This window comes from Aeromonas sp. JL9 (assembly GCF_024436075.1).
GTDB classification, from domain to species: domain Bacteria; phylum Pseudomonadota; class Gammaproteobacteria; order Enterobacterales; family Aeromonadaceae; genus Aeromonas; species Aeromonas veronii.
On sequence record NZ_JANFNV010000011.1, the window covers coordinates 103,379 to 120,458 of the forward strand.

17 protein-coding genes are annotated in these 17,080 nt (G+C 59.8%); 9 read left to right on the forward strand and 8 right to left on the reverse strand.

Going from position 1 to position 17,080, the window contains the following annotated elements; genetic code table 11:
* The first annotated feature begins 6 nt into the window (after nt 1–6).
* The 4 genes from oppC (at nt 7) to NOM06_RS10665 (ending at nt 4,196) form a co-directional block, all read left to right on the forward strand.
* Nucleotides 7–918, forward strand: a complete 912-nt coding sequence (gene oppC / locus NOM06_RS10650; protein ID WP_005337670.1) for an oligopeptide ABC transporter permease OppC — start codon at nt 7–9, stop codon at nt 916–918.
* 54 nt (nt 919–972) lie between these two features.
* The gene (locus NOM06_RS10655; protein WP_255911563.1) at nt 973–1,953 is read left to right on the forward strand and encodes an ABC transporter ATP-binding protein; all 981 of its coding nucleotides are present in this window, start codon (nt 973–975) and stop codon (nt 1,951–1,953) included.
* Nucleotides 1,954–2,949 (forward strand): murein tripeptide/oligopeptide ABC transporter ATP binding protein OppF, encoded by a 996-nt coding sequence (oppF, locus tag NOM06_RS10660; RefSeq protein ID WP_005347159.1) that lies wholly within the window; start codon nt 1,954–1,956, stop codon nt 2,947–2,949.
* Nucleotides 2,950–3,251: 302 nt separating this feature from the next.
* Nucleotides 3,252–4,196, forward strand: a complete 945-nt coding sequence (locus tag NOM06_RS10665) for a TerC family protein (protein ID WP_005337664.1) — start codon at nt 3,252–3,254, stop codon at nt 4,194–4,196.
* A 65-nt stretch (nt 4,197–4,261) separates the two neighbouring features.
* Here the strand turns inward: NOM06_RS10665 and alr are convergent, their stop codons facing one another.
* On the reverse strand, nt 4,262–5,488 hold the full coding sequence (gene alr / locus NOM06_RS10670) for an alanine racemase (RefSeq protein ID WP_088869323.1): 1,227 nt from the start codon (nt 5,486–5,488) through the stop codon (nt 4,262–4,264).
* 173 nt (nt 5,489–5,661) lie between these two features.
* On the opposite strand from alr, the gene NOM06_RS10675 reads away from it, so the two are divergent.
* Entirely contained in the window at nt 5,662–6,111 is a 450-nt protein-coding gene (locus NOM06_RS10675; protein WP_255911565.1) for an isoprenylcysteine carboxylmethyltransferase family protein, read from the forward strand.
* Nucleotides 6,112–6,204: 93 nt separating this feature from the next.
* Here NOM06_RS10675 and tapW read toward each other — a convergent pair whose 3' ends face one another.
* Together tapW and NOM06_RS10685 are read right to left on the reverse strand one after the other, a co-directional pair.
* Complete coding sequence (tapW, locus tag NOM06_RS10680) at nt 6,205–7,344, reverse strand: type IVa pilus ATPase TapW (protein ID WP_005361600.1); 1,140 nt, start codon at nt 7,342–7,344, stop codon at nt 6,205–6,207.
* A 57-nt stretch (nt 7,345–7,401) separates the two neighbouring features.
* Entirely contained in the window at nt 7,402–7,758 is a 357-nt protein-coding gene (locus tag NOM06_RS10685; protein ID WP_005337656.1) for a DMT family protein, read from the reverse strand.
* A 112-nt stretch (nt 7,759–7,870) separates the two neighbouring features.
* Here NOM06_RS10685 and NOM06_RS10690 point away from each other — a divergent pair, with 112 nt between their 5' ends.
* From NOM06_RS10690 to NOM06_RS10700, 3 genes are all read left to right on the forward strand, one after another.
* On the forward strand, nt 7,871–8,602 hold the full coding sequence (locus tag NOM06_RS10690) for an ABC transporter substrate-binding protein (RefSeq protein ID WP_255911567.1): 732 nt from the start codon (nt 7,871–7,873) through the stop codon (nt 8,600–8,602).
* A gap of 97 nt (nt 8,603–8,699) precedes the next feature.
* On the forward strand, nt 8,700–9,707 hold the full coding sequence (gene btuC / locus NOM06_RS10695) for a vitamin B12 ABC transporter permease BtuC (RefSeq protein WP_255911569.1): 1,008 nt from the start codon (nt 8,700–8,702) through the stop codon (nt 9,705–9,707).
* A gap of 65 nt (nt 9,708–9,772) precedes the next feature.
* Entirely contained in the window at nt 9,773–10,570 is a 798-nt protein-coding gene (locus tag NOM06_RS10700; RefSeq protein WP_255911595.1) for an ATP-binding cassette domain-containing protein, read from the forward strand.
* Nucleotides 10,571–10,808: 238 nt separating this feature from the next.
* Here the strand turns inward: NOM06_RS10700 and NOM06_RS10705 are convergent, their stop codons facing one another.
* Nucleotides 10,809–11,876, reverse strand: coding sequence for a 3-deoxy-7-phosphoheptulonate synthase (locus NOM06_RS10705; RefSeq protein ID WP_106844008.1), 1,068 nt, complete (start codon nt 11,874–11,876; stop codon nt 10,809–10,811).
* Between the two features lie 144 nt (nt 11,877–12,020).
* On the opposite strand from NOM06_RS10705, the gene NOM06_RS10710 reads away from it, so the two are divergent.
* A complete protein-coding gene (locus NOM06_RS10710) occupies nt 12,021–12,401 on the forward strand; it encodes a diacylglycerol kinase (RefSeq protein WP_033114340.1) in 381 nt (126 codons plus the stop codon).
* Nucleotides 12,402–12,519: 118 nt separating this feature from the next.
* On the opposite strand, the gene serA is transcribed toward NOM06_RS10710, so the two are convergent.
* The 4 genes from serA to NOM06_RS10730 all read right to left on the reverse strand — a co-directional run bounded on the left by serA (nt 12,520) and on the right by NOM06_RS10730 (nt 17,035).
* Nucleotides 12,520–13,752, reverse strand: coding sequence for a phosphoglycerate dehydrogenase (serA, locus tag NOM06_RS10715; protein WP_033137987.1), 1,233 nt, complete (start codon nt 13,750–13,752; stop codon nt 12,520–12,522).
* Nucleotides 13,753–14,076: 324 nt separating this feature from the next.
* Complete coding sequence (gene rpiA / locus NOM06_RS10720) at nt 14,077–14,730, reverse strand: ribose-5-phosphate isomerase RpiA (RefSeq protein ID WP_005353106.1); 654 nt, start codon at nt 14,728–14,730, stop codon at nt 14,077–14,079.
* Nucleotides 14,731–14,891: 161 nt separating this feature from the next.
* Nucleotides 14,892–15,488 (reverse strand): 5-formyltetrahydrofolate cyclo-ligase, encoded by a 597-nt coding sequence (locus NOM06_RS10725; RefSeq protein WP_005337635.1) that lies wholly within the window; start codon nt 15,486–15,488, stop codon nt 14,892–14,894.
* 212 nt (nt 15,489–15,700) lie between these two features.
* The gene (locus NOM06_RS10730) at nt 15,701–17,035 is read right to left on the reverse strand and encodes a Na+/H+ antiporter NhaC family protein (RefSeq protein WP_255911571.1); all 1,335 of its coding nucleotides are present in this window, start codon (nt 17,033–17,035) and stop codon (nt 15,701–15,703) included.
* Nucleotides 17,036–17,080 lie beyond the last annotated feature (45 nt).

Below are 17,080 nucleotides of genomic sequence, written 5' to 3' on the forward strand. Positions count from 1 at the left end.
TTCATCATGGTTGTTTCAACTGAAAAACGCGATGCCGTCGAGGCGTTCGCGCAAAAAGTGGAAGTGGTGGAGGGGCGCTCCCTGTGGAAGGATGCCCGTCGCCGTTTCCTGCGCAACAAGGCGGCCCTGACCAGCCTGATCATTCTGACCATCATCGGTCTGGCGGTCATCTTTGGCCCCCATTTGTCCCAATACACCTTTGACGATCCGGACTGGGGCGCCATGCAGTCGCCGCCCGATATGGAAGCGGGTCACTACTTTGGTACCGACAGCCTGGGGCGCGATCTGTTCGTGCGCACCCTGCTGGGCGGTCGCATCTCCCTGATGGTCGGCATCATGGGCGCCATGGTAGCGGTCATCATCGGCACCCTGTATGGCGCGGCTTCCGGCTTTATCGGCGGGCGGGTCGACAGCCTGATGATGCGGGTACTGGAAATCCTCAACGCCTTCCCCTTCATGTTCTTTGTCATCATGCTGGTCACCTTCTTTGGCCGCAATCTGGCGCTCATCTTTATCGCCATCGGGGCGGTGAGCTGGCTCGACATGGCGCGTATCGTGCGCGGCCAGACTCTCAGCCTCAAGAGCAAGGAGTTTATCGAGGCAGCCCACGTCTGTGGCGTCTCCAAGTGGAAGATCATTACCCGCCATATCGTACCGAACGTACTCGGTATCGTGGCCGTCTACGCCACCTTGCTGGTGCCGGGCATGATCATGTTTGAATCCTTCCTGAGTTTCCTGGGCCTTGGGGTTCAGGAACCGATGACCAGCTGGGGTGCCCTGCTGGATGAAGGCTCCAAGTCGATGGAAGTGGCCATCTGGCAACTGCTGTTCCCCGCCTGCTTTATGGTGGTGACCCTGTTTTGCTTCAACTTCCTCGGGGATGGTCTGCGTGACGCCCTCGATCCGAAAGATCGTTAATCGAGCATCGGATTGACAGGAAAGCATCACGAAAGATCGATAAGGAGTTTTTATATGAAGTTACTGGATGTGAAAGATCTGCGGGTCGAGTTCAAGACCCCGGACGGCAATGTGGTGGCGGTCAACGACCTCAACTTTTCTCTCTCTGCGGGTGAAACCCTGGGGATCGTCGGCGAGTCCGGCTCCGGCAAATCCCAGACGGCCTTTGCCATCATGGGGCTGTTGGCCAAAAACGGCATTATTACCGGTTCCGCCAAGTTTCAGGGTGAGGAGATCCTCAACCTGCCGGAGTCCAAGCTCAACAAGATCCGCTCCGAGAAGATCGCCATGATCTTCCAGGACCCCATGACCTCGCTCAACCCCTACATGAAGGTGCAGGATCAGCTGATGGAAGTGCTGATGCTGCACAAAGGGGTGAGCAAGGCGGAAGCGCTCGAAGAGTCGGTACGGATGCTCGATGCGGTGAAGATCCCCGAAGCACGCAAGCGGATGGGGATGTATCCCCACGAGTTTTCCGGCGGCATGCGCCAGCGGGTGATGATCGCCATGGCGCTGCTCTGCCGGCCGCAACTGCTGATCGCCGACGAACCGACTACCGCACTCGACGTGACCGTACAGGCCCAGATCATGACTCTGATGAACGAGCTCAAGCGCGAGTTCAACACCGCCATCATCATGATCACCCATGACCTTGGCGTGGTCGCCGGTATCTGCAACAAGGTGCTGGTGATGTATGCCGGTCGTACCATGGAGTACGGCAAGGTAGACGATATCTTCTATCGCCCGAGCCACCCCTACACCGAAGGCCTCCTGCGCGCCATTCCTCGTCTCGATACCGAAGGGGAAGTGCTGCCCACCATCCCAGGCAATCCGCCCAACCTGCTGCGTCTGCCCACCGGTTGCCCCTTCCAGGAGCGTTGCCACCGTGTGAGCGAGATTTGCGGCCAGCAGTCACCGATCCTGATCCCGTTCAACGACGGTCGGGAGCGTGCCTGTCACTGGGTTTCGGATGCCATGAACAAGGGGGCCAACTAAATGGGTGCCGAGAAGAAATTGCTGTTGGAAGTGTCTGACCTCAAGGTGCACTTCAGTATCAAGAGTGGCAAGGCGTGGCCATGGGCCAAGCCGTCCGATTTGAAGGCGGTCGATGGGGTTACCTTGCGTCTCTATGAGGGTGAAACCCTCGGTGTGGTGGGGGAGTCCGGCTGCGGCAAATCTACCTTTGCCCGCGCAATCATCGGTCTGGTACCGGCCACCGATGGCAAGGTGGTGTGGCTGGGTGACGACCTTACCAAGCTAGATCAGAATGCCCTGCGCGAGAAGCGCAAAGAGATCCAGATGATCTTCCAGGACCCGCTGGCTTCTCTGAACCCGCGCATGACCATCGGCGACATCATCGCCGAGCCGCTCATCACCTTCTATCCCAACCTGCCACGGGAAGAGGTGAAAGAGAAGGTGCGCGCCATGATGAGCAAGGTGGGGTTGTTGCCCAACCTGGTCAACCGCTATCCGCACGAGTTCTCCGGTGGCCAGTGCCAGCGGATCGGGATTGCCCGGGCGCTGATCCTCGAGCCCAAGATGATCATCTGCGACGAGCCGGTGTCGGCGCTCGACGTCTCCATTCAGGCGCAGGTGGTCAACCTGCTCAAATCCCTGCAAAAGGAGATGGGGCTGTCGCTCATCTTCATCGCCCACGACCTGTCGGTGGTCAAGCATATCTCCGATCGGGTGCTGGTGATGTATCTGGGCAACGCCGTTGAGCTGGGGACCCGCAAGGAGATCTTTGCCAACCCGTTGCATCCCTACACCAAGGCGCTGATGTCAGCGGTGCCAATTCCGGACCCTGAGCTGGAGCGCAACAAGGTAATCCAGATCCTGGAGGGGGACTTGCCCTCACCGATGAACCCGCCGTCCGGTTGCGTGTTTCGCACCCGCTGCCCGGTGGCTGGCCCCGAGTGCGCCAAGACCCGCCCCGTGCTGGAGGGGAACTTCGATCACGCGGTCTCCTGCCTCAAGGTCGACCCGCTCTGATGGGGATGTGTTGAACCTGCTTGCGGGGCTCCTTGATGGGGCCCCGATTTATTTTTGACGGCAGTGAAGATGCCTCTTGGCGTTATCTTTTACCGCTGCTACTATCCGCGCAACAAGGGGAGTAACTTCTCGCCGGTTTGTCGTCATTACGGTGCACCCATATCCTGCAGTGCACCCGGCAGCCGGGCAGTCGATGCAAATCAGCTGTAAGTGAGACCTTGCCGAGAGGCAAGGTGTATCTGCTCCAAACGCAAACCCACGCCTCTCGGTCGTGGGTTTTGTCGTTTTTGGGAGAAGTGAACATGGGTGAATGGTGGATGTGGACCGGTTTCTTCAGCATAGTGCTGGTCCTGTTATGGATAGACATACGCTTTGTCGGTGGCGGCAAGTCACACAAGGTGTCCCTCAAAGAGGCGGGTGTCTGGTCCCTCATCTGGGTCAGCGTGGCGCTGCTCTTCAACCTGGCTATCTGGCTCTGGCTGGATCACAGCGCGGGCCGTGAAATCGCCAACCAGAAGGGGTTGGAGTTCCTCACCGGCTACCTCATCGAGAAAGCGCTGGCAGTGGACAACGTCTTCGTCTGGCTGATGCTGTTCGGCTACTTTGCCATTCCGGCCGAGTTGCAGCGCCGGGTGCTGCTGTACGGGGTGCTGGGTGCCATCGTGATGCGTGCCGGTATGGTGTTCGCGGGCAGCTGGCTCATCGAGCAGTTCCACTGGATCCTCTATCTGTTCGGCGCTTTCTTGCTGCTGACCGGCGCCAAGATGCTGTGGGCGGCCGACAAGGAGCCTGATCTCGCCAACAATCCGCTGCTGGGCTGGATGCGCCGTCGCTTCAAGGTGACCGAGACCCTGGAAGGGGAGAAGTTCTTCGTCTGGCGTGACGGTGTGCGCTATGCCACTCCGCTGCTGCTCATTCTGGTGTTGGTGGAGGTGAGCGACCTCATCTTCGCGGTGGACAGTATCCCGGCCATCTTCGCGGTGACCACGGATCCCTTCATCGTGCTGACCTCCAACATCTTCGCCATCATGGGTCTGCGTGCCATGTACTTCCTGCTGGCCGGTGTGGCTGATCGCTTCGCCCTGCTCAAATACGGTCTGGCGCTGATCCTGATGTTTATCGGGGTCAAGATGCTGCTGCTGGATATCTTCAAGATCCCGACCGGCATAGCACTGGGCGTAGTCGCGTTGATCCTGCTGGCATCCATGGGGCTGAGTCTGTTTGTGACCCGTAAAAAGGCCGCTTGAGCGCGGCAGACAATGAAGCAATAACAACAAGGGCTCCCGCGGGAGCCCTTTTTCATATCGCGTGATCAGCGTTTGATCTTCTTGGGGTTGGTGTAGCCCCAGATGGTGTACATGTCCGCCAGCAGGGCGCCGTTGTACTCCTCCAGATCCGCCTGTTTCACTTCGGCGTCACCCTGACGGCCAAACAGCACCACCTCGTCGCCGGGTTTCACCCCTTTCAGATCAGTCACATCCACCATGATGGTGTTCATGGAAGTCTTGCCGACCACCGGCACCTTCTGACCCTGGATCAGCACATAGGCTTTGTTGCTCAGGGAGCGGCGATAACCATCGGAGTAGCCTAGCGGCAGGTTGGCGAGCCAGGAGTCACGCTTGAGAGTAAAGGTGCGGTCATAACCGACGGTGTTGCCCGCTGCATAGTGGTTGACAGAGGCGACCTGGGTCTTGAATGCCATCACCCGCTTGTATTCGGTGTGGGAGGGGATGGAGTCACCGTAGAGCAGGCCACCCGGGCGCACCATGTCGAAGTAGGCGTCCGGCACGGCCAGGGTGGCGAAGGAGTTGGCGGCGTGGATGGTGATCTTGCTGCGATCCAGCTTGCCCGCTTCCAGCAGCCACTGGGAGTCCAGTTTGAACTGGGCCAGCCCCATCTTGACGTCCTCTTTCTCCTCAACCGGGAAGTGGGTCATGATGCCGACCGGAGTGATCCCCTTGAGCTTGAGCATAGCCAGCGCATCCTGCTTGGCATCGGCCAGACGCAGGTCGATGCCGTTGCGGCTCATGCCGGCGGAGTTGAGTGCAATATGCACCGGAATGGTGGTGTGGTGGCGCTGGGCGATATCGGCGATGCCCTGGGCACTCACCAGACTGCCGATCAGCTCCTCCATCTTGTAGGGCAGGGCCTGCTCTACTTCATCCGGGGTGGCAGCACGCACCCGCATCAGACGGCCGGTAAAGCCCTTCTCGCGGGCGACGCGCGCCTCTTCGTTGCTGGCGATGCCGATGCAGGGGATATTGGCCTTGACCACGGAGGGGACCAGCAGGTCGATGCCATGACCATAAGCGTCGGCCTTCATGATGGCGCAGATCTGCGGGCCCTTGTCGCCTAGGCGATCCTTGAGGGTCTGGATATTGTGTTCAAAGGCGCCCAGATCCACTTCCAACCAGGCGTTGCTGGCGGTTTGCTCCTGGCCGTTGCGATGATCCGTCGCAAGGGGCAGATAGGGAGCCGCAACGGCTTGGCCCGCGAGCAGGCCGAAGATCAGGGTAGCCAGCAGAGTTTTCTTGTGCATGGTGATTCCTTTTTGTTATTCGCGTTGGATAGTTTGGACGGGGTCGGACACATTGGTGATGGTTTAACCACAACTTGTTGTTATTATTATGATCTTTGTCACTCTCAACAGGCGCTGACTGGTTGGGAGTCTACCGCAACACGGGTTCGGCCGACACTCGTCAGGGGAAGAAAATGGTCAATTTTGAGTTACGTTTGCCACCACCGCTGATCTTCCTGCTCTGTGCCGGGGCCATGTGGTGGCTAAGAGGGGAGAGCCAGCCAGGCATCTGGGCAATGACGCTGATGGCTATGCTGGTCGTGGCGGGGGCCATCATGGGCTTTGGTGCCCTGCAACGGTTTCGTCACCATCAGACCACGGTCAGCCCCACCAAGCCGCAGCACACCAGCCGTCTGGTGACCTGTGGCGTCTATCGTGTCAGCCGCAATCCCATGTATCTGGGTCTGCTCTGCTGGCTGGCCGCCTGGGGCTGTTATCTCGGTGGTATATGGGTCTGGGTTGGGCCGATCGTGCTGGTGGCCTGGCTGACACGCTTCCAGATCATGCCGGAGGAGCGGCTGCTGCGCGCCCGTTTCGGTGACGAGTATGTGGCGTATTGCCAGCGCGTTCGCCGTTGGTGCTGACTTGCTGTGATCTGCGTGAGCTGAGAGATAAGTCGGGTCAGCCGTGCTGGATAAAGAGAACCCCGGGCGGGCCCGGGGTTCTCGAGGAACTGGTTAGAAAAAATCGCCCTTCTCGTCCTTGGTGGGTTCGAGGCTCCAGCCGGTGGCATCGCTGCTGCTGGCAATCTGCCCCTTCTCCTTCCACAGCTTGATCTTGAGGCGCAGGTTGTTGGCCGAGTCGGCGTTCTTCACCGCCTCTTCTTCCTCAATCACCCCTTCCACCACCAGATCGAACAGTGCACTGTCGAAGGTAACCATGCCGAGGGCCTTGGATTTTTCCATCACCTCTTTGAGGCCGCCAAATTCGCCGCGCTTGATCATGTCGCGGATGGTGTGGGTGCCGAGCATGATCTCAACCGCGGCCCGGCGGCCACCATCGGTGGTTTTTACCAGCCGCTGGGAGACAAAGGCCTTGAGGTTGTTGCCCAGATCGTTGAGCAGTTGCGGACGGCGCTCCTCGGGGAAGAAGTTGATGATGCGGTCCAGCGCCTGGTTGGCGTTGTTGGCGTGCAGGGTGGAGATGGCAAGGTGGCCGGTTTCGGAGAAGGCCAGCGCATGCTCCATGGTCTCGCGATCGCGGATCTCGCCGATAAGAATGACATCCGGCGCCTGACGCAGGGTGTTTTTCAGGGCTGCGTGGAAGCTGCGGGTATCCACGCCAACCTCCCGCTGGTTGATGATGCTCTTGCGGTGGCGATGAACGAACTCCACCGGATCTTCGATGGTGATGATGTGGCCGCCGCTGTTGCGGTTACGATGGTCGATAAGCGCCGCCAGCGAAGTGGATTTGCCCGAGCCGGTACCGCCGACAAACAGCACCAGGCCACGTTTCTCCATGATGGTGTCGAGCAACACTGGCGGGAGTTTGAGATCTTCAAAGCGGGGGATGTCGGTCTTGATGTTGCGGGCCACCAGAGAGACTTCGTTGCGCTGCTTGAAGATGTTGACCCGAAAGCGGCCGATCTGGGGCAGGGAGATGGCAAGGTTCATCTCCAGATCCTTCTCGAACTGCTGCTTCTGCTCGCCATCCATGATCTCGGCGGCGATCCGCGCCACTTCACCCGGCTCCAGCGGCGTTTCGTTGAGGGGGCGCAGGCCGCCGTTAAACTTGGCGCAGGGGGGCGCGCCGGTCGACAGATAGAGGTCTGAGCCATCCTGCTTGGCCAGGATCTGTAACATGTCTCGCAATTCCATTTTTTGCCTCGTCGATCAATGAGATGCCATGAGCGGGATGATATTGAGTGTACAGCCTCAGGCGCCGGTCAGTTTCTCGCGAAAGACAAAAAAGACCGCACCGAGAATGCAGAGCCCTGCCCAGAGATAGTCCCATTTCAGATCTTCCTTGAGATAGAAGATAGAGAAGGGGACGAATACGGTGAGAGTGATCACTTCTTGCAGGATTTTAAGTTGGCCCACGCTCATCACCGTATGGCCGATGCGGTTGGCAGGCACTTGCAGCAGGTATTCGAACAGGGCGATACCCCAGCTCACCAGGGCGGCAATGATCCAGGGTTTATGGTTCATGCTCTTGAGGTGAGCGTACCAGGCGAAGGTCATAAAGACGTTGCTGCAGAGCAGCAGACCGATACTGGTGAAAATCGGGTTCATAGGGTTCTCCTTGAAAATCCGGCGCATTTTATCCCTGAACCACGGGTTTTCATACGTGGTGCGGGAGGGTATTTTTAACCAACAGGATAAGCCGTGCGAGGTATGCGACGGGATGGGCAAGTTATGCGGGATAGTGTTGTTACTGTTATTTGCCATACCGGTGCGTGCGGCCCCGACGCTGACGGTGGCCACCGATCTGTGGCCGCCATTTCGCATCCTGCAAGCGGATGGCCGGTTGCAGGGGCTCGACATGGACATCCTGCGCCGGTTGCAACAGGCGAGCGGCATTGAGTTGCAGGTACGGCGGATGCCGTGGGGCAGGGCGCTCAAGCAGATGCAGACCGGCCAGGTCGATCTGATGATTGGTCTCGCCTATACCGCCGAGCGGGCGCAGTTCATCGACTATCTGCAGCCTGCCTACTATCAGTGCTGGCCCGCGTTTTATGGTCAGCCGGTCAATGTGGCCCGGATCCACCAATACCGCGATCTGCAGGGGGTGAAGGTGGGCTATGTGCTCAACTCCGCCTACTTTGAGCCCTTCAACTCTGACAGCCGCCTCGACAAGCACGGAGTACCCACCGAAGATCAGCTGCTGCGCATGGTGCAGCGTGGTCACCTGCCGCTGATGATTGGTACCGACTGTCAGGTGGACTATGCCCTGAGTCAGGGAAATGCCAGCCGGATAGGCAAGGCGGACTACCGCCCCGCCACGCCGGTGACCCTCTATCTGGGGATGAGCAAGCACTCACCTCACCAGTCGCTGCGCCAGCCCTTGCTGGTGGCGCTGCAAAATCTGGTGGCCAGCGGCGAGATAAGCGTGATGGCTAAGCGTTACCAGCCTTGACCTTGGGTGGCAAGCCACTGTTATCATGCCCTTTTCCTGCTTCTCCCCCAGCGCTGCGACAGGGCCGGGGGGAAGCCTTGTTATTCGGGGATCCTCCTTGTACCTCTCCCTTATCGCCCGCCAGCAGCGCTGGCAGCGGCGCTGGCTCTGTGGCCTGACGCTGCTGACCCTGCTGCTGTTTCTCTTCTCCCTCGTCTGGGGCGAGTTTGTGCTGCTGCCCTGGCAGCCCCTTGGCGATCTCGAACAGCGCATCCTGCTGGAGCTGCGCCTGCCGCGCGCCTTGCTGGCCCTCTTGGCTGGCGCAGCCCTTGCCTGTGGCGGCGCCGTATTGCAGGTGATGCTGCACAATCCGGTGGCCGAACCCGGGCTGCTTGGTGTCTCGAGCGGCGCTGGCCTTGCCGCCATGGTGGCGATGGCGGTGGCCAAGTCCCTCGGCCTCTATCTGCCCGGCTGGGGGCTGTCGCTGGCGGCCTTTGGTGGCGCCTTGCTGGTGACCATGCTGCTCATTCGGCTGGCTCGCCGGGCGCGTCTCGGTCATGCTCGCTTGCTGTTGTTTGGCGTCGCCATCGGTATTCTTACCAATGCCGCCATGACCTGGTTGATGTACTTTGCCGACGACGGCTCCTTGCGTGAATTCATGTTCTGGATGATGGGCAGCCTCTCTTACGGCAGCCAGCAGTTCAGCTGGTGGTGGCTGGTGCTGCCGCTTACCCTGGGCTGGCTCTGCTGGCAGGGCAAGGCGCTGCAACAGTTGTTGTTGGGGGAGACCCAGGCCCGCCTGATGGGGATGGATGTCGACAAGATGCGGGTGCGGCTGGTGCTGGCGGTCTGTCTGCTGACCGGTGTGGCGGTGTCGTTGTGTGGTGTCATCGGTTTTGTCGGGTTGGTGGTGCCCCATCTGCTGCGGCTCTGCGGTGGCAGCGATCAGCGCTTTCTGCTGCCTGCCTCGGCGCTTGGCGGCGGGGCCCTGCTGCTGGCGGCCGATCTGGTTGCTCGATCCACCCTGAGCGCGGGGGAGTTGCCTATCGGCGTCATCACCGCCTCGGTGGGGGCGCCGCTCTTTATCTATCTGCTATTGAGGCAAACTGCCGATGGTGCTGCATGAATATCTGCATGATTTGGTCGGGGCGCGCAGTCTCCTTATTTACCCGTTGTTGAGGCAAGATGCCGATGTCACCCGCTGATCCCATGCCGGTTTCTTCTCGTGCTGCTGCGCCGCTGCTGGAGGCGCGCGCACTCGCCATTGCCGGACGGCTCTCTCCCCTAGATATCCGCTGGCATGGCGGCCAGTTGGTGGCACTGCTTGGCCCCAATGGCAGTGGCAAGTCGACCCTGCTCGGGGCGCTGGCGGGGATTTTACCCGCCGATGGCACAGTGCTGCTGGGGGGGGAAGTGCTTACTGACATGAGTTGGCCCGAGCTTGCCAAACGGCGTGCCATGCTGCCCCAGCGTCAGCCCCAGCTGTTTCATATTCCGGTGTTTCAGGTGTTGAGCCTGGGGCTAGATGAGATGGTTGCACCTGCCAGACAGAACGAGGCGATAAATGCATTGTGCGAGGCATTGGAGCTGGAAGCTTTGCTGGCTCGTGACTTCAGCCGGTTGTCGGGGGGCGAGCAGCAGCGGGTGCTGATTGCCCGCACCCTGCTGCAGGTGTGGCCGAGCCTCAATCCGACCGGCAAGGTGCTGCTGCTGGACGAGCCGCTGGCGGGGCTCGACCTGCATCACCAGCTGGCGCTATTGCGCTTGCTGAAAACCCTGGCCGGGCAGGGCTTGCTGGTGGTGCTCGCCATCCACGATATCAATCTGGCCATCGACTGGGCCGACCGAATTATCTGCCTGCAAGGGGGCGCGGTGGTGCGCGAAGGGGGTGTCCAGCTGGTGGATGAGGCACTGCTGGCGCAGGTATTCCAGATCCGCACCGACCGCATCGAAGCGGCAGGGCGCGTATGGTTTATGCCCAGTTTGTAAGTAGGGTGTACAGGAAAGAGGGCGCATGTAGGGCCGATTAGCGAAGCGTAATCGGCCGACAGCAAGAAGAAGGGGCCAGTATCAAAAATACCGGCCCCTTTGGTTTTATTCACAGTTCAAGCCTGTTTGCTCAGGCGTACCTGCGCGGCTTCTGCCAGCATCGCCAGCAGGGTTTCGGTGTCGCTCCATGACAGGCAGGCATCAGTGATGCTCTGGCCGAAGGGTGATGTCGCAGTCGTTACCGCAGGTTTGCTTTGTTCAACCGCACCAGCGCGGCCTCGGCCAGCATCGCCAGCAGGGTTTCGGTGTCGCTCCATGACAGACAGGCATCGGTGATGCTCTGGCCAAAGGTGGCGGCGCAGCCGTTCTCCACATCCTGACGCCCTTCCACCAGGAAGCTTTCTGCCATGATGCCGGCGATGCCGGTACGGCCGCGGCGCAGCTGATCGCAGATATCTTGCGCCACCAGCAGCTGACGGCGGTGATCCTTCATGCTGTTGCCGTGGCTGAAATCGACCACCAGACGCTCCGGCAGGCCCACATCGGCCAACGCTTCACAGGCTTCATCGACACTGGCGGTGTCGTAGTTGGGTCGGTGGCCGCCACGCAGGATCACATGACCAAAGGGGTTACCGGCGGTGCGGTAGATGGTCATCTTGCCGTCCTTGTCCGGCGAATAGAAGATGTGGCTGTGACGGGCGGCGCGCACCGCATCGATGGCGATGCGGGTATTGCCGTCGGTGCCGTTCTTGAAGCCAACCGGGCAGGAGAGAGCCGAGGCCATCTCGCGATGTACCTGGGATTCGGTGGTACGTGCGCCGATGGCGCCCCAGGTGATGAGGTCGGCAATATACTGGCCGGTCACCATATCGAGGAACTCGGTGGCGGTGGGCATGCCGATCTCGTTGATGTCGACCAGCAGTTTGCGCGCCAGTTTCAGCCCTTCGTTGACGTCGAAGCTGCCATCGAGGCGCGGATCGTTGATGAGCCCTTTCCAGCCGACGATGGTGCGCGGCTTCTCGAAATAGGTGCGCATCACGATGCAGAGGCTCTCTTTATACTGCTCGCGCAGGGCGTTGAGGCGCTGGGCATACTCGCGAGCAGCAGCGGGATCATGAATAGAGCAGGGGCCGACAATGACCAGCAGGCGCTGATCGTCTCCGGCCAGAATGGCTTCCACTTCGCGACGGGCATCCAGCAGATTCTGGGCAATGGTATCGGTGATCGGAAACGCGTGTGCAAGCTCGCTCGGAGTGATCAGTGACTCCAGGCGACGGGTGCGCAATTCATCTGTGTGAATGGACATACAACTCAAGTCTCGAGTGGGTGGTGTCAGCCGCAAGGGGCGAAAAAGCAAAGGGATAAAATAAAGCAAAAGTCCCCTGATTGAAACCTTGGGGGGCTCTGATAGGATGTGAGGCCAAAATCGATTCCAAATGAGGTAGATAGCGTGGCAAAGCCAGGGGCAACCGGGGTCACCCGCATCATCAATGCAGCCGGTTACAGCATGAAAGGACTCAGGTCAGCCTGGATCAACGAGGCGGCGTTTCGGCAGGAGCTGATGCTGATCCTGCTGCTGATGCCGCTGGCCTTCTGGATTGGCGACTCCCTCAACCAGATCCTGCTGCTCATCATCATCAGCTGGCTGGTGGTGATCGTCGAGGTGCTCAACTCCGCCGTCGAGGCGGTGGTCGATCGCATTGGCCCCGAGCATCACGAGCTCTCCGGCCGCGCCAAGGATTTGGGCTCTGCCGCTGTCTTTATCGCGCTGGCTCTCAATGCGCTGGTATGGGGGGCGCTGGTGGGGCGCAATCTGTTGGGATTGTGGTAGAGCACATATCTTGCCCCCTTCTCCCGCGAGGGGAGAAGGGAGCGAACACGATTTAGGCTCTGCAACATAAAAAAGCCCGTCATCACGACGGGCTTTTTGCTGCGCAGATAAGGGCTCATCAGTGGAGGATGCGGGCGCGGATGGTGCCGTTGATCTCCTTGAGCTTGGCGAGCGCCTTCTCGCTGTGCTCGGTCTCCACGTCGATCACCACGTAACCGATATGGCTGCTGGTCTGCAGGTATTGACCGGCGATGTTGATCCCCTCTTCGGCGAAGATCTGGTTGATCTGGTTCATCACGCCCGGCTGGTTGCGGTGAATGTGCAGCAGGCGGCTGGAGCCCTTGTGGCCCGGCAGCGACACTTCCGGGAAGTTGACGGCAGAGAGGGTGGAGCCGTTGTCGGAGTATTTGACCAGCTTGTTGGCCACTTCCAGCCCGATGTTCTCCTGCGCCTCATGGGTGGTGCCACCGATGTGCGGGGTCAGGATGACGTTCTCCAGGCCACGCAGCGGGCTTTGGAACTCCTCGTCATTGGACTTGGGCTCGACCGGGAAGACGTCGATGGCGGCGCCGGCAATATGGCCGCTCTTGATGACGTCAGCCAGCGCATCGATATCCACCACGGTACCGCGGGCGGCGTTGATGAAGATGGCGCCCGGTTTCATCATCCGCAGCTGCTCGGCACCGATCATGTTCTTGGTGGAGGCTGTTTCCGGCACGTGCAGGCTGATGACGTCAGACATATTGAGCAGCTCGACCATGCTCGGCACCTGAATGGCGTTACCCAGCGAGAGCTTGTTCTCGATGTCGTAGTAGTAGACCTTCATGCCGATGCTCTCGGCGATGATGCCAAGCTGAGTGCCGATATGGCCGTAGCCGATGATGCCGAGCTTCTTGCCGCGCGCTTCCACCGAGCGGTTGGCCAGCTTTTCCCACACGCCGCGATGGCACTTGGCGTTCTTCTCGGGGATACCGCGCAGCAGCAGCAGGATCTCGCCCAGAACCAGCTCGGCGACCGAGCGGGTGTTGGAGAAGGGGGCGTTGAAGACCGGAATGCCGCGGATCTGGGCTGCTTCCAGCTCGACCTGATTGGTACCGATGCAGAAGCAGCCGATGGCGACCAGCTTGCTGGCGGCGTCGAGCACCTTCTCGGTGATCTGGGTGCGCGAGCGCAGCCCGATGAAATGCACGTCACGGATCTGCTCGATCAGCTCCTCTTCGGAGAGCGAGGTCTTGAGATACTCCACACTGGTGTAACCTGCGGCACGAAAGGTCTCTACGGTGTTGGGGTGAACCCCCTCCAGCAGCAGTACCTTGATTTTATCCTTGTCCAATGAAAACTTGGCGGTCATGACGATCCCTCTGTATGTGCAAACGTAAGTGCAGATTTGGTGTGCGAAGAAAACCGTAAAGTAGCAAAAACGTTTGGGAGAGGGAATATTTGTGACGAAAGTCAAATTCTTTGAAGTTATCAACGAATGTTGTAAACATCCGTATGCAACTTGTTGAGGGATAAATAAAAACGGCGCCATCAGGCGCCGTCATTTATTCACAGTGCAATGTTTGGGTCATATCCCATCCCGGGGCTCAATCAACGCCGCTGCTGCGTCAGAGGTGGCAGAGTGGCGCTGGCGTGCGAGGGAGGATGCCGCTGTACTGTGCTACCGGTGTCGGGATTACTGGGTAATCACGCCGTCAGGCGTACCGATCAGGACCACGTCGGCGCCGCGCGCGGCGAACAGGCCGTTGGTGACCACACCAACAATGGCGTTCAGTCGTACTTCCAGTGCCTTGGCGTCGGTAATGGCCATGCCTTTCACATCCAGAATGTGGTTGCCGTTGTCGGTGACCACGCCTTCACGCCACACCGGGTTGCCACCCAGTTTGCGAATTTCGCGGGCCACGTATTCGCGGGCCATCGGGATCACTTCCACCGGCAGCGGGAACTGGCCCAGCACGTCGACGGTCTTGGTGTTGTCGATGATGCAGATGAACTTGTCAGCGACGGCGGCAACGATCTTCTCGCGGGTCAGGGCTGCGCCACCACCCTTGATCATGTCGCGGGTTGCGTTGATCTCGTCGGCGCCATCCACATAGACGGAGAGGGCGTCGATCTCGTTGAGATCATATACGGTGATGCCGAAGCCCTTGAGGCGCTCGGTAGAGGCCACGGAGCTGGATACCGCCCCCTTGATCTCGTCCTTCATGGTCGCCAGCGCGTCGATAAAGTGGTTGACGGTAGAGCCGGTGCCCACCCCGACGATGGTGCCGGGAACCACATACTTGAGCGCAGCCCAACCGGCCGCCTTCTTCATTTCATCTTGAGTCATGATCGTTCCTTAAGAAAAAAGCGGGCGCATTATATCCAACCCGGTACCCCGTCGCGACCTTGTTGCTCACGTTCCTGGGCAAAAAGAGGGACTTTGTAAATCGTTTGCCTGTTTATTCTGCGTTTGCGCGCACAAAGCCTGGGCTGCCGGCCAAAAACAGCCTATTCAAAGCGCCAGCAGTGGCTCGGGGTGATGATCTGGGGCAGCGGCACATCCCACTCCTCTTGCGGGACCGCATCTACCTGCTGGCAGTCGTGGGCAATGCCGAGTGGCTTGGGCCCCAGCTTGTGCTCATGCCAGATGGCGAGAGTGCGATCGTAGTAGCCGCCCCCCATGCCAAGACGATTGCCCTGGGCATCGAAGGCGACCAGCGGGGTGCAGATAAGATCGAGCGTGCTGTGGGGCACCACCTGCAGGATATCCAGCTCCGGCTCTTCGATGCCGTAGCGGTTGCGCACCATGGGGCTGGTGGCGGTATAGCGCAAAAAGAGCAGGTGACCCGGGGTAAAGGGGTGGAGCACCGGCAGGTAGACCTCTTTGTGCTGGGCCCACAGCCAATGGATGGTGGGCAAGGGGTTGATCTCCCCGTCATTGGCCAGATAGAGGGCAATGCGTTTGGCGGCGAGGATCTCGGGGTGTTGCTTGAACTGGGCCAGCAGCTGTTGGGCCGCCGCCTGCTGCTCGGCCGGACTCAGATTTTTGCGGCGTTGACGAACCAGTTGGCGCAGGGATTGACGTTCGGGTTGGGACTCATGCATGGGGAACCTCTGGTATAGCTGCGCATCGATGGCTTGAACGCGCTCTACCTTAGCACATTCACTCTTGACGTTAAGGGGGGCAGGGAAACCCCGTCCCGGACGGCTGATGCCCGGGACGGTGGGATAAATGCTGGCGGATCCGATAGTGAGTCAACAAGGGCCAGGGCGTGGCCATCTGTTGATGGCATGTCGGCGCGCCAGCATCTGGTCTGTTACTTGTCAGCCTTGCCGCGCATCTGGTGCTTCACGAACACGGCAATGAGTGCCGCTACCGCGAGCGCCATCGGGTAGAAACTCATGCTTACTACCGCCAACGGCGACAGGGCGAAGATGGACCCCAGCAGCAGCGCCTGTGCGCCCCAAGGGATCAGACCCTGTACCACGCAGGAGAAGATATCGAGCATGGAGGCGGCGCGGCGCGGGGTGACACCGTGGTGTTCGGCAAGATCCCGGGCTACCTTGCTGGCGACGATAATAGCCACCGTGTTGTTGGCGGTGCAGAGGTTGGTGAGGCTCACCACCCCGGCGATGCCGAGCTCTGCCGCTTTCTCGTTCTGTTCACCGTTGTGCTCGCGAGTGAAACGGGCAATCAGGGCGCTGATGCGCTCGCTGATCCAGGCCAGACCACCCTGACGCTCCATCAGGGCGCCGAGACCGCCGATCAGCATGGAGAGCAGGAAGATCTCCTGCATGCCGGTAAAGCCCTGATAGATATCCTTGCTGAACTGACCGATGGCGTAGCCGTTGATCATGCCCACCACTCCGGCGGCCAGAATGCCGATCCCCAGCACCACAAACACATTCACCCCGGCGAGCGCCAGCCCCAGGATCAGCAGATAAGGCATCACCTTGAACAACTCGATGGCGCTGCCGCTGGAAGGGGATTCACCCACTGAGCCCAGGGTCAGATAGAGCAGGATCACCGCGATGGCAGCAGGGGCCGCAATCTTGAAGTTCTCGCGGAACTTGTCCTTCATCTCGCACCCTTGGCTGCGGGTTGCTGCTATGGTGGTGTCGGAGATGATGGAGAGGTTATCGCCAAACATGGCGCCGGAGAGAATGGTGCCTGCCATCAGTACCGGATCGATACCGGCCGCCTGCGCCACGCCCAGCGCGACCGGCGCCACGGCACCTATGGTGCCCATGGAGGTGCCCATAGCGGTAGCAATAAAGGCAGAGATGAGGAACAGCCCGGGCAACAGCGCCCAGCCAGGGATGAGCGACAGGCCCAGCGCCACGGTGGCATCAACCCCGCCGGTGGCCTTGGCCACGCTGGCAAAGGCGCCCGCCAGCAGATAGATAAGGCACATCGCCATGATATTGCTGTGGCCAACCCCTTTGAAGAAGGTCTCCAGATTGCTGTTGAAGCCCTCTTTGCCAAGCAGCAGGGCGAGCATCACCGCAGGCAGGGCAGCAACTGGAGCGGGCAGCTGATAGAAGGCGAATTCGACCCCCTGCAGGGTCAGCCAAGTACCGGTACCGATAAAGAGTGCGAGAAAAACCAGAAGTGGCAACAAGGCCCTGGCACTGGGTTGGGTCTGGATCATGTGTTCCTCTGAAATTGAACAATGACCTCCTGTCATAAACTGCTT

Coding starts and splice junctions, on each gene's coding strand:
- oppC (WP_005337670.1), top strand. CDS start 7: ATGGTTGTTTCAACTGAAAAACGCGATGCCGTCGAGGCGTTCGCGCAA.
- NOM06_RS10655 (WP_255911563.1), top strand. CDS start 973: ATGAAGTTACTGGATGTGAAAGATCTGCGGGTCGAGTTCAAGACCCCG.
- oppF (WP_005347159.1), top strand. CDS start 1,954: ATGGGTGCCGAGAAGAAATTGCTGTTGGAAGTGTCTGACCTCAAGGTG.
- NOM06_RS10665 (WP_005337664.1), top strand. CDS start 3,252: ATGGGTGAATGGTGGATGTGGACCGGTTTCTTCAGCATAGTGCTGGTC.
- alr (WP_088869323.1), bottom strand. CDS start 5,488: ATGCACAAGAAAACTCTGCTGGCTACCCTGATCTTCGGCCTGCTCGCG.
- NOM06_RS10675 (WP_255911565.1), top strand. CDS start 5,662: ATGGTCAATTTTGAGTTACGTTTGCCACCACCGCTGATCTTCCTGCTC.
- tapW (WP_005361600.1), bottom strand. CDS start 7,344: ATGGAATTGCGAGACATGTTACAGATCCTGGCCAAGCAGGATGGCTCA.
- NOM06_RS10685 (WP_005337656.1), bottom strand. CDS start 7,758: ATGAACCCGATTTTCACCAGTATCGGTCTGCTGCTCTGCAGCAACGTC.
- NOM06_RS10690 (WP_255911567.1), top strand. CDS start 7,871: ATGGGCAAGTTATGCGGGATAGTGTTGTTACTGTTATTTGCCATACCG.
- NOM06_RS10700 (WP_255911595.1), top strand. CDS start 9,773: ATGTCACCCGCTGATCCCATGCCGGTTTCTTCTCGTGCTGCTGCGCCG.
- NOM06_RS10705 (WP_106844008.1), bottom strand. CDS start 11,876: ATGTCCATTCACACAGATGAATTGCGCACCCGTCGCCTGGAGTCACTG.
- serA (WP_033137987.1), bottom strand. CDS start 13,752: ATGACCGCCAAGTTTTCATTGGACAAGGATAAAATCAAGGTACTGCTG.
- rpiA (WP_005353106.1), bottom strand. CDS start 14,730: ATGACTCAAGATGAAATGAAGAAGGCGGCCGGTTGGGCTGCGCTCAAG.
- NOM06_RS10725 (WP_005337635.1), bottom strand. CDS start 15,488: ATGCATGAGTCCCAACCCGAACGTCAATCCCTGCGCCAACTGGTTCGT.
- NOM06_RS10730 (WP_255911571.1), bottom strand. CDS start 17,035: ATGATCCAGACCCAACCCAGTGCCAGGGCCTTGTTGCCACTTCTGGTT.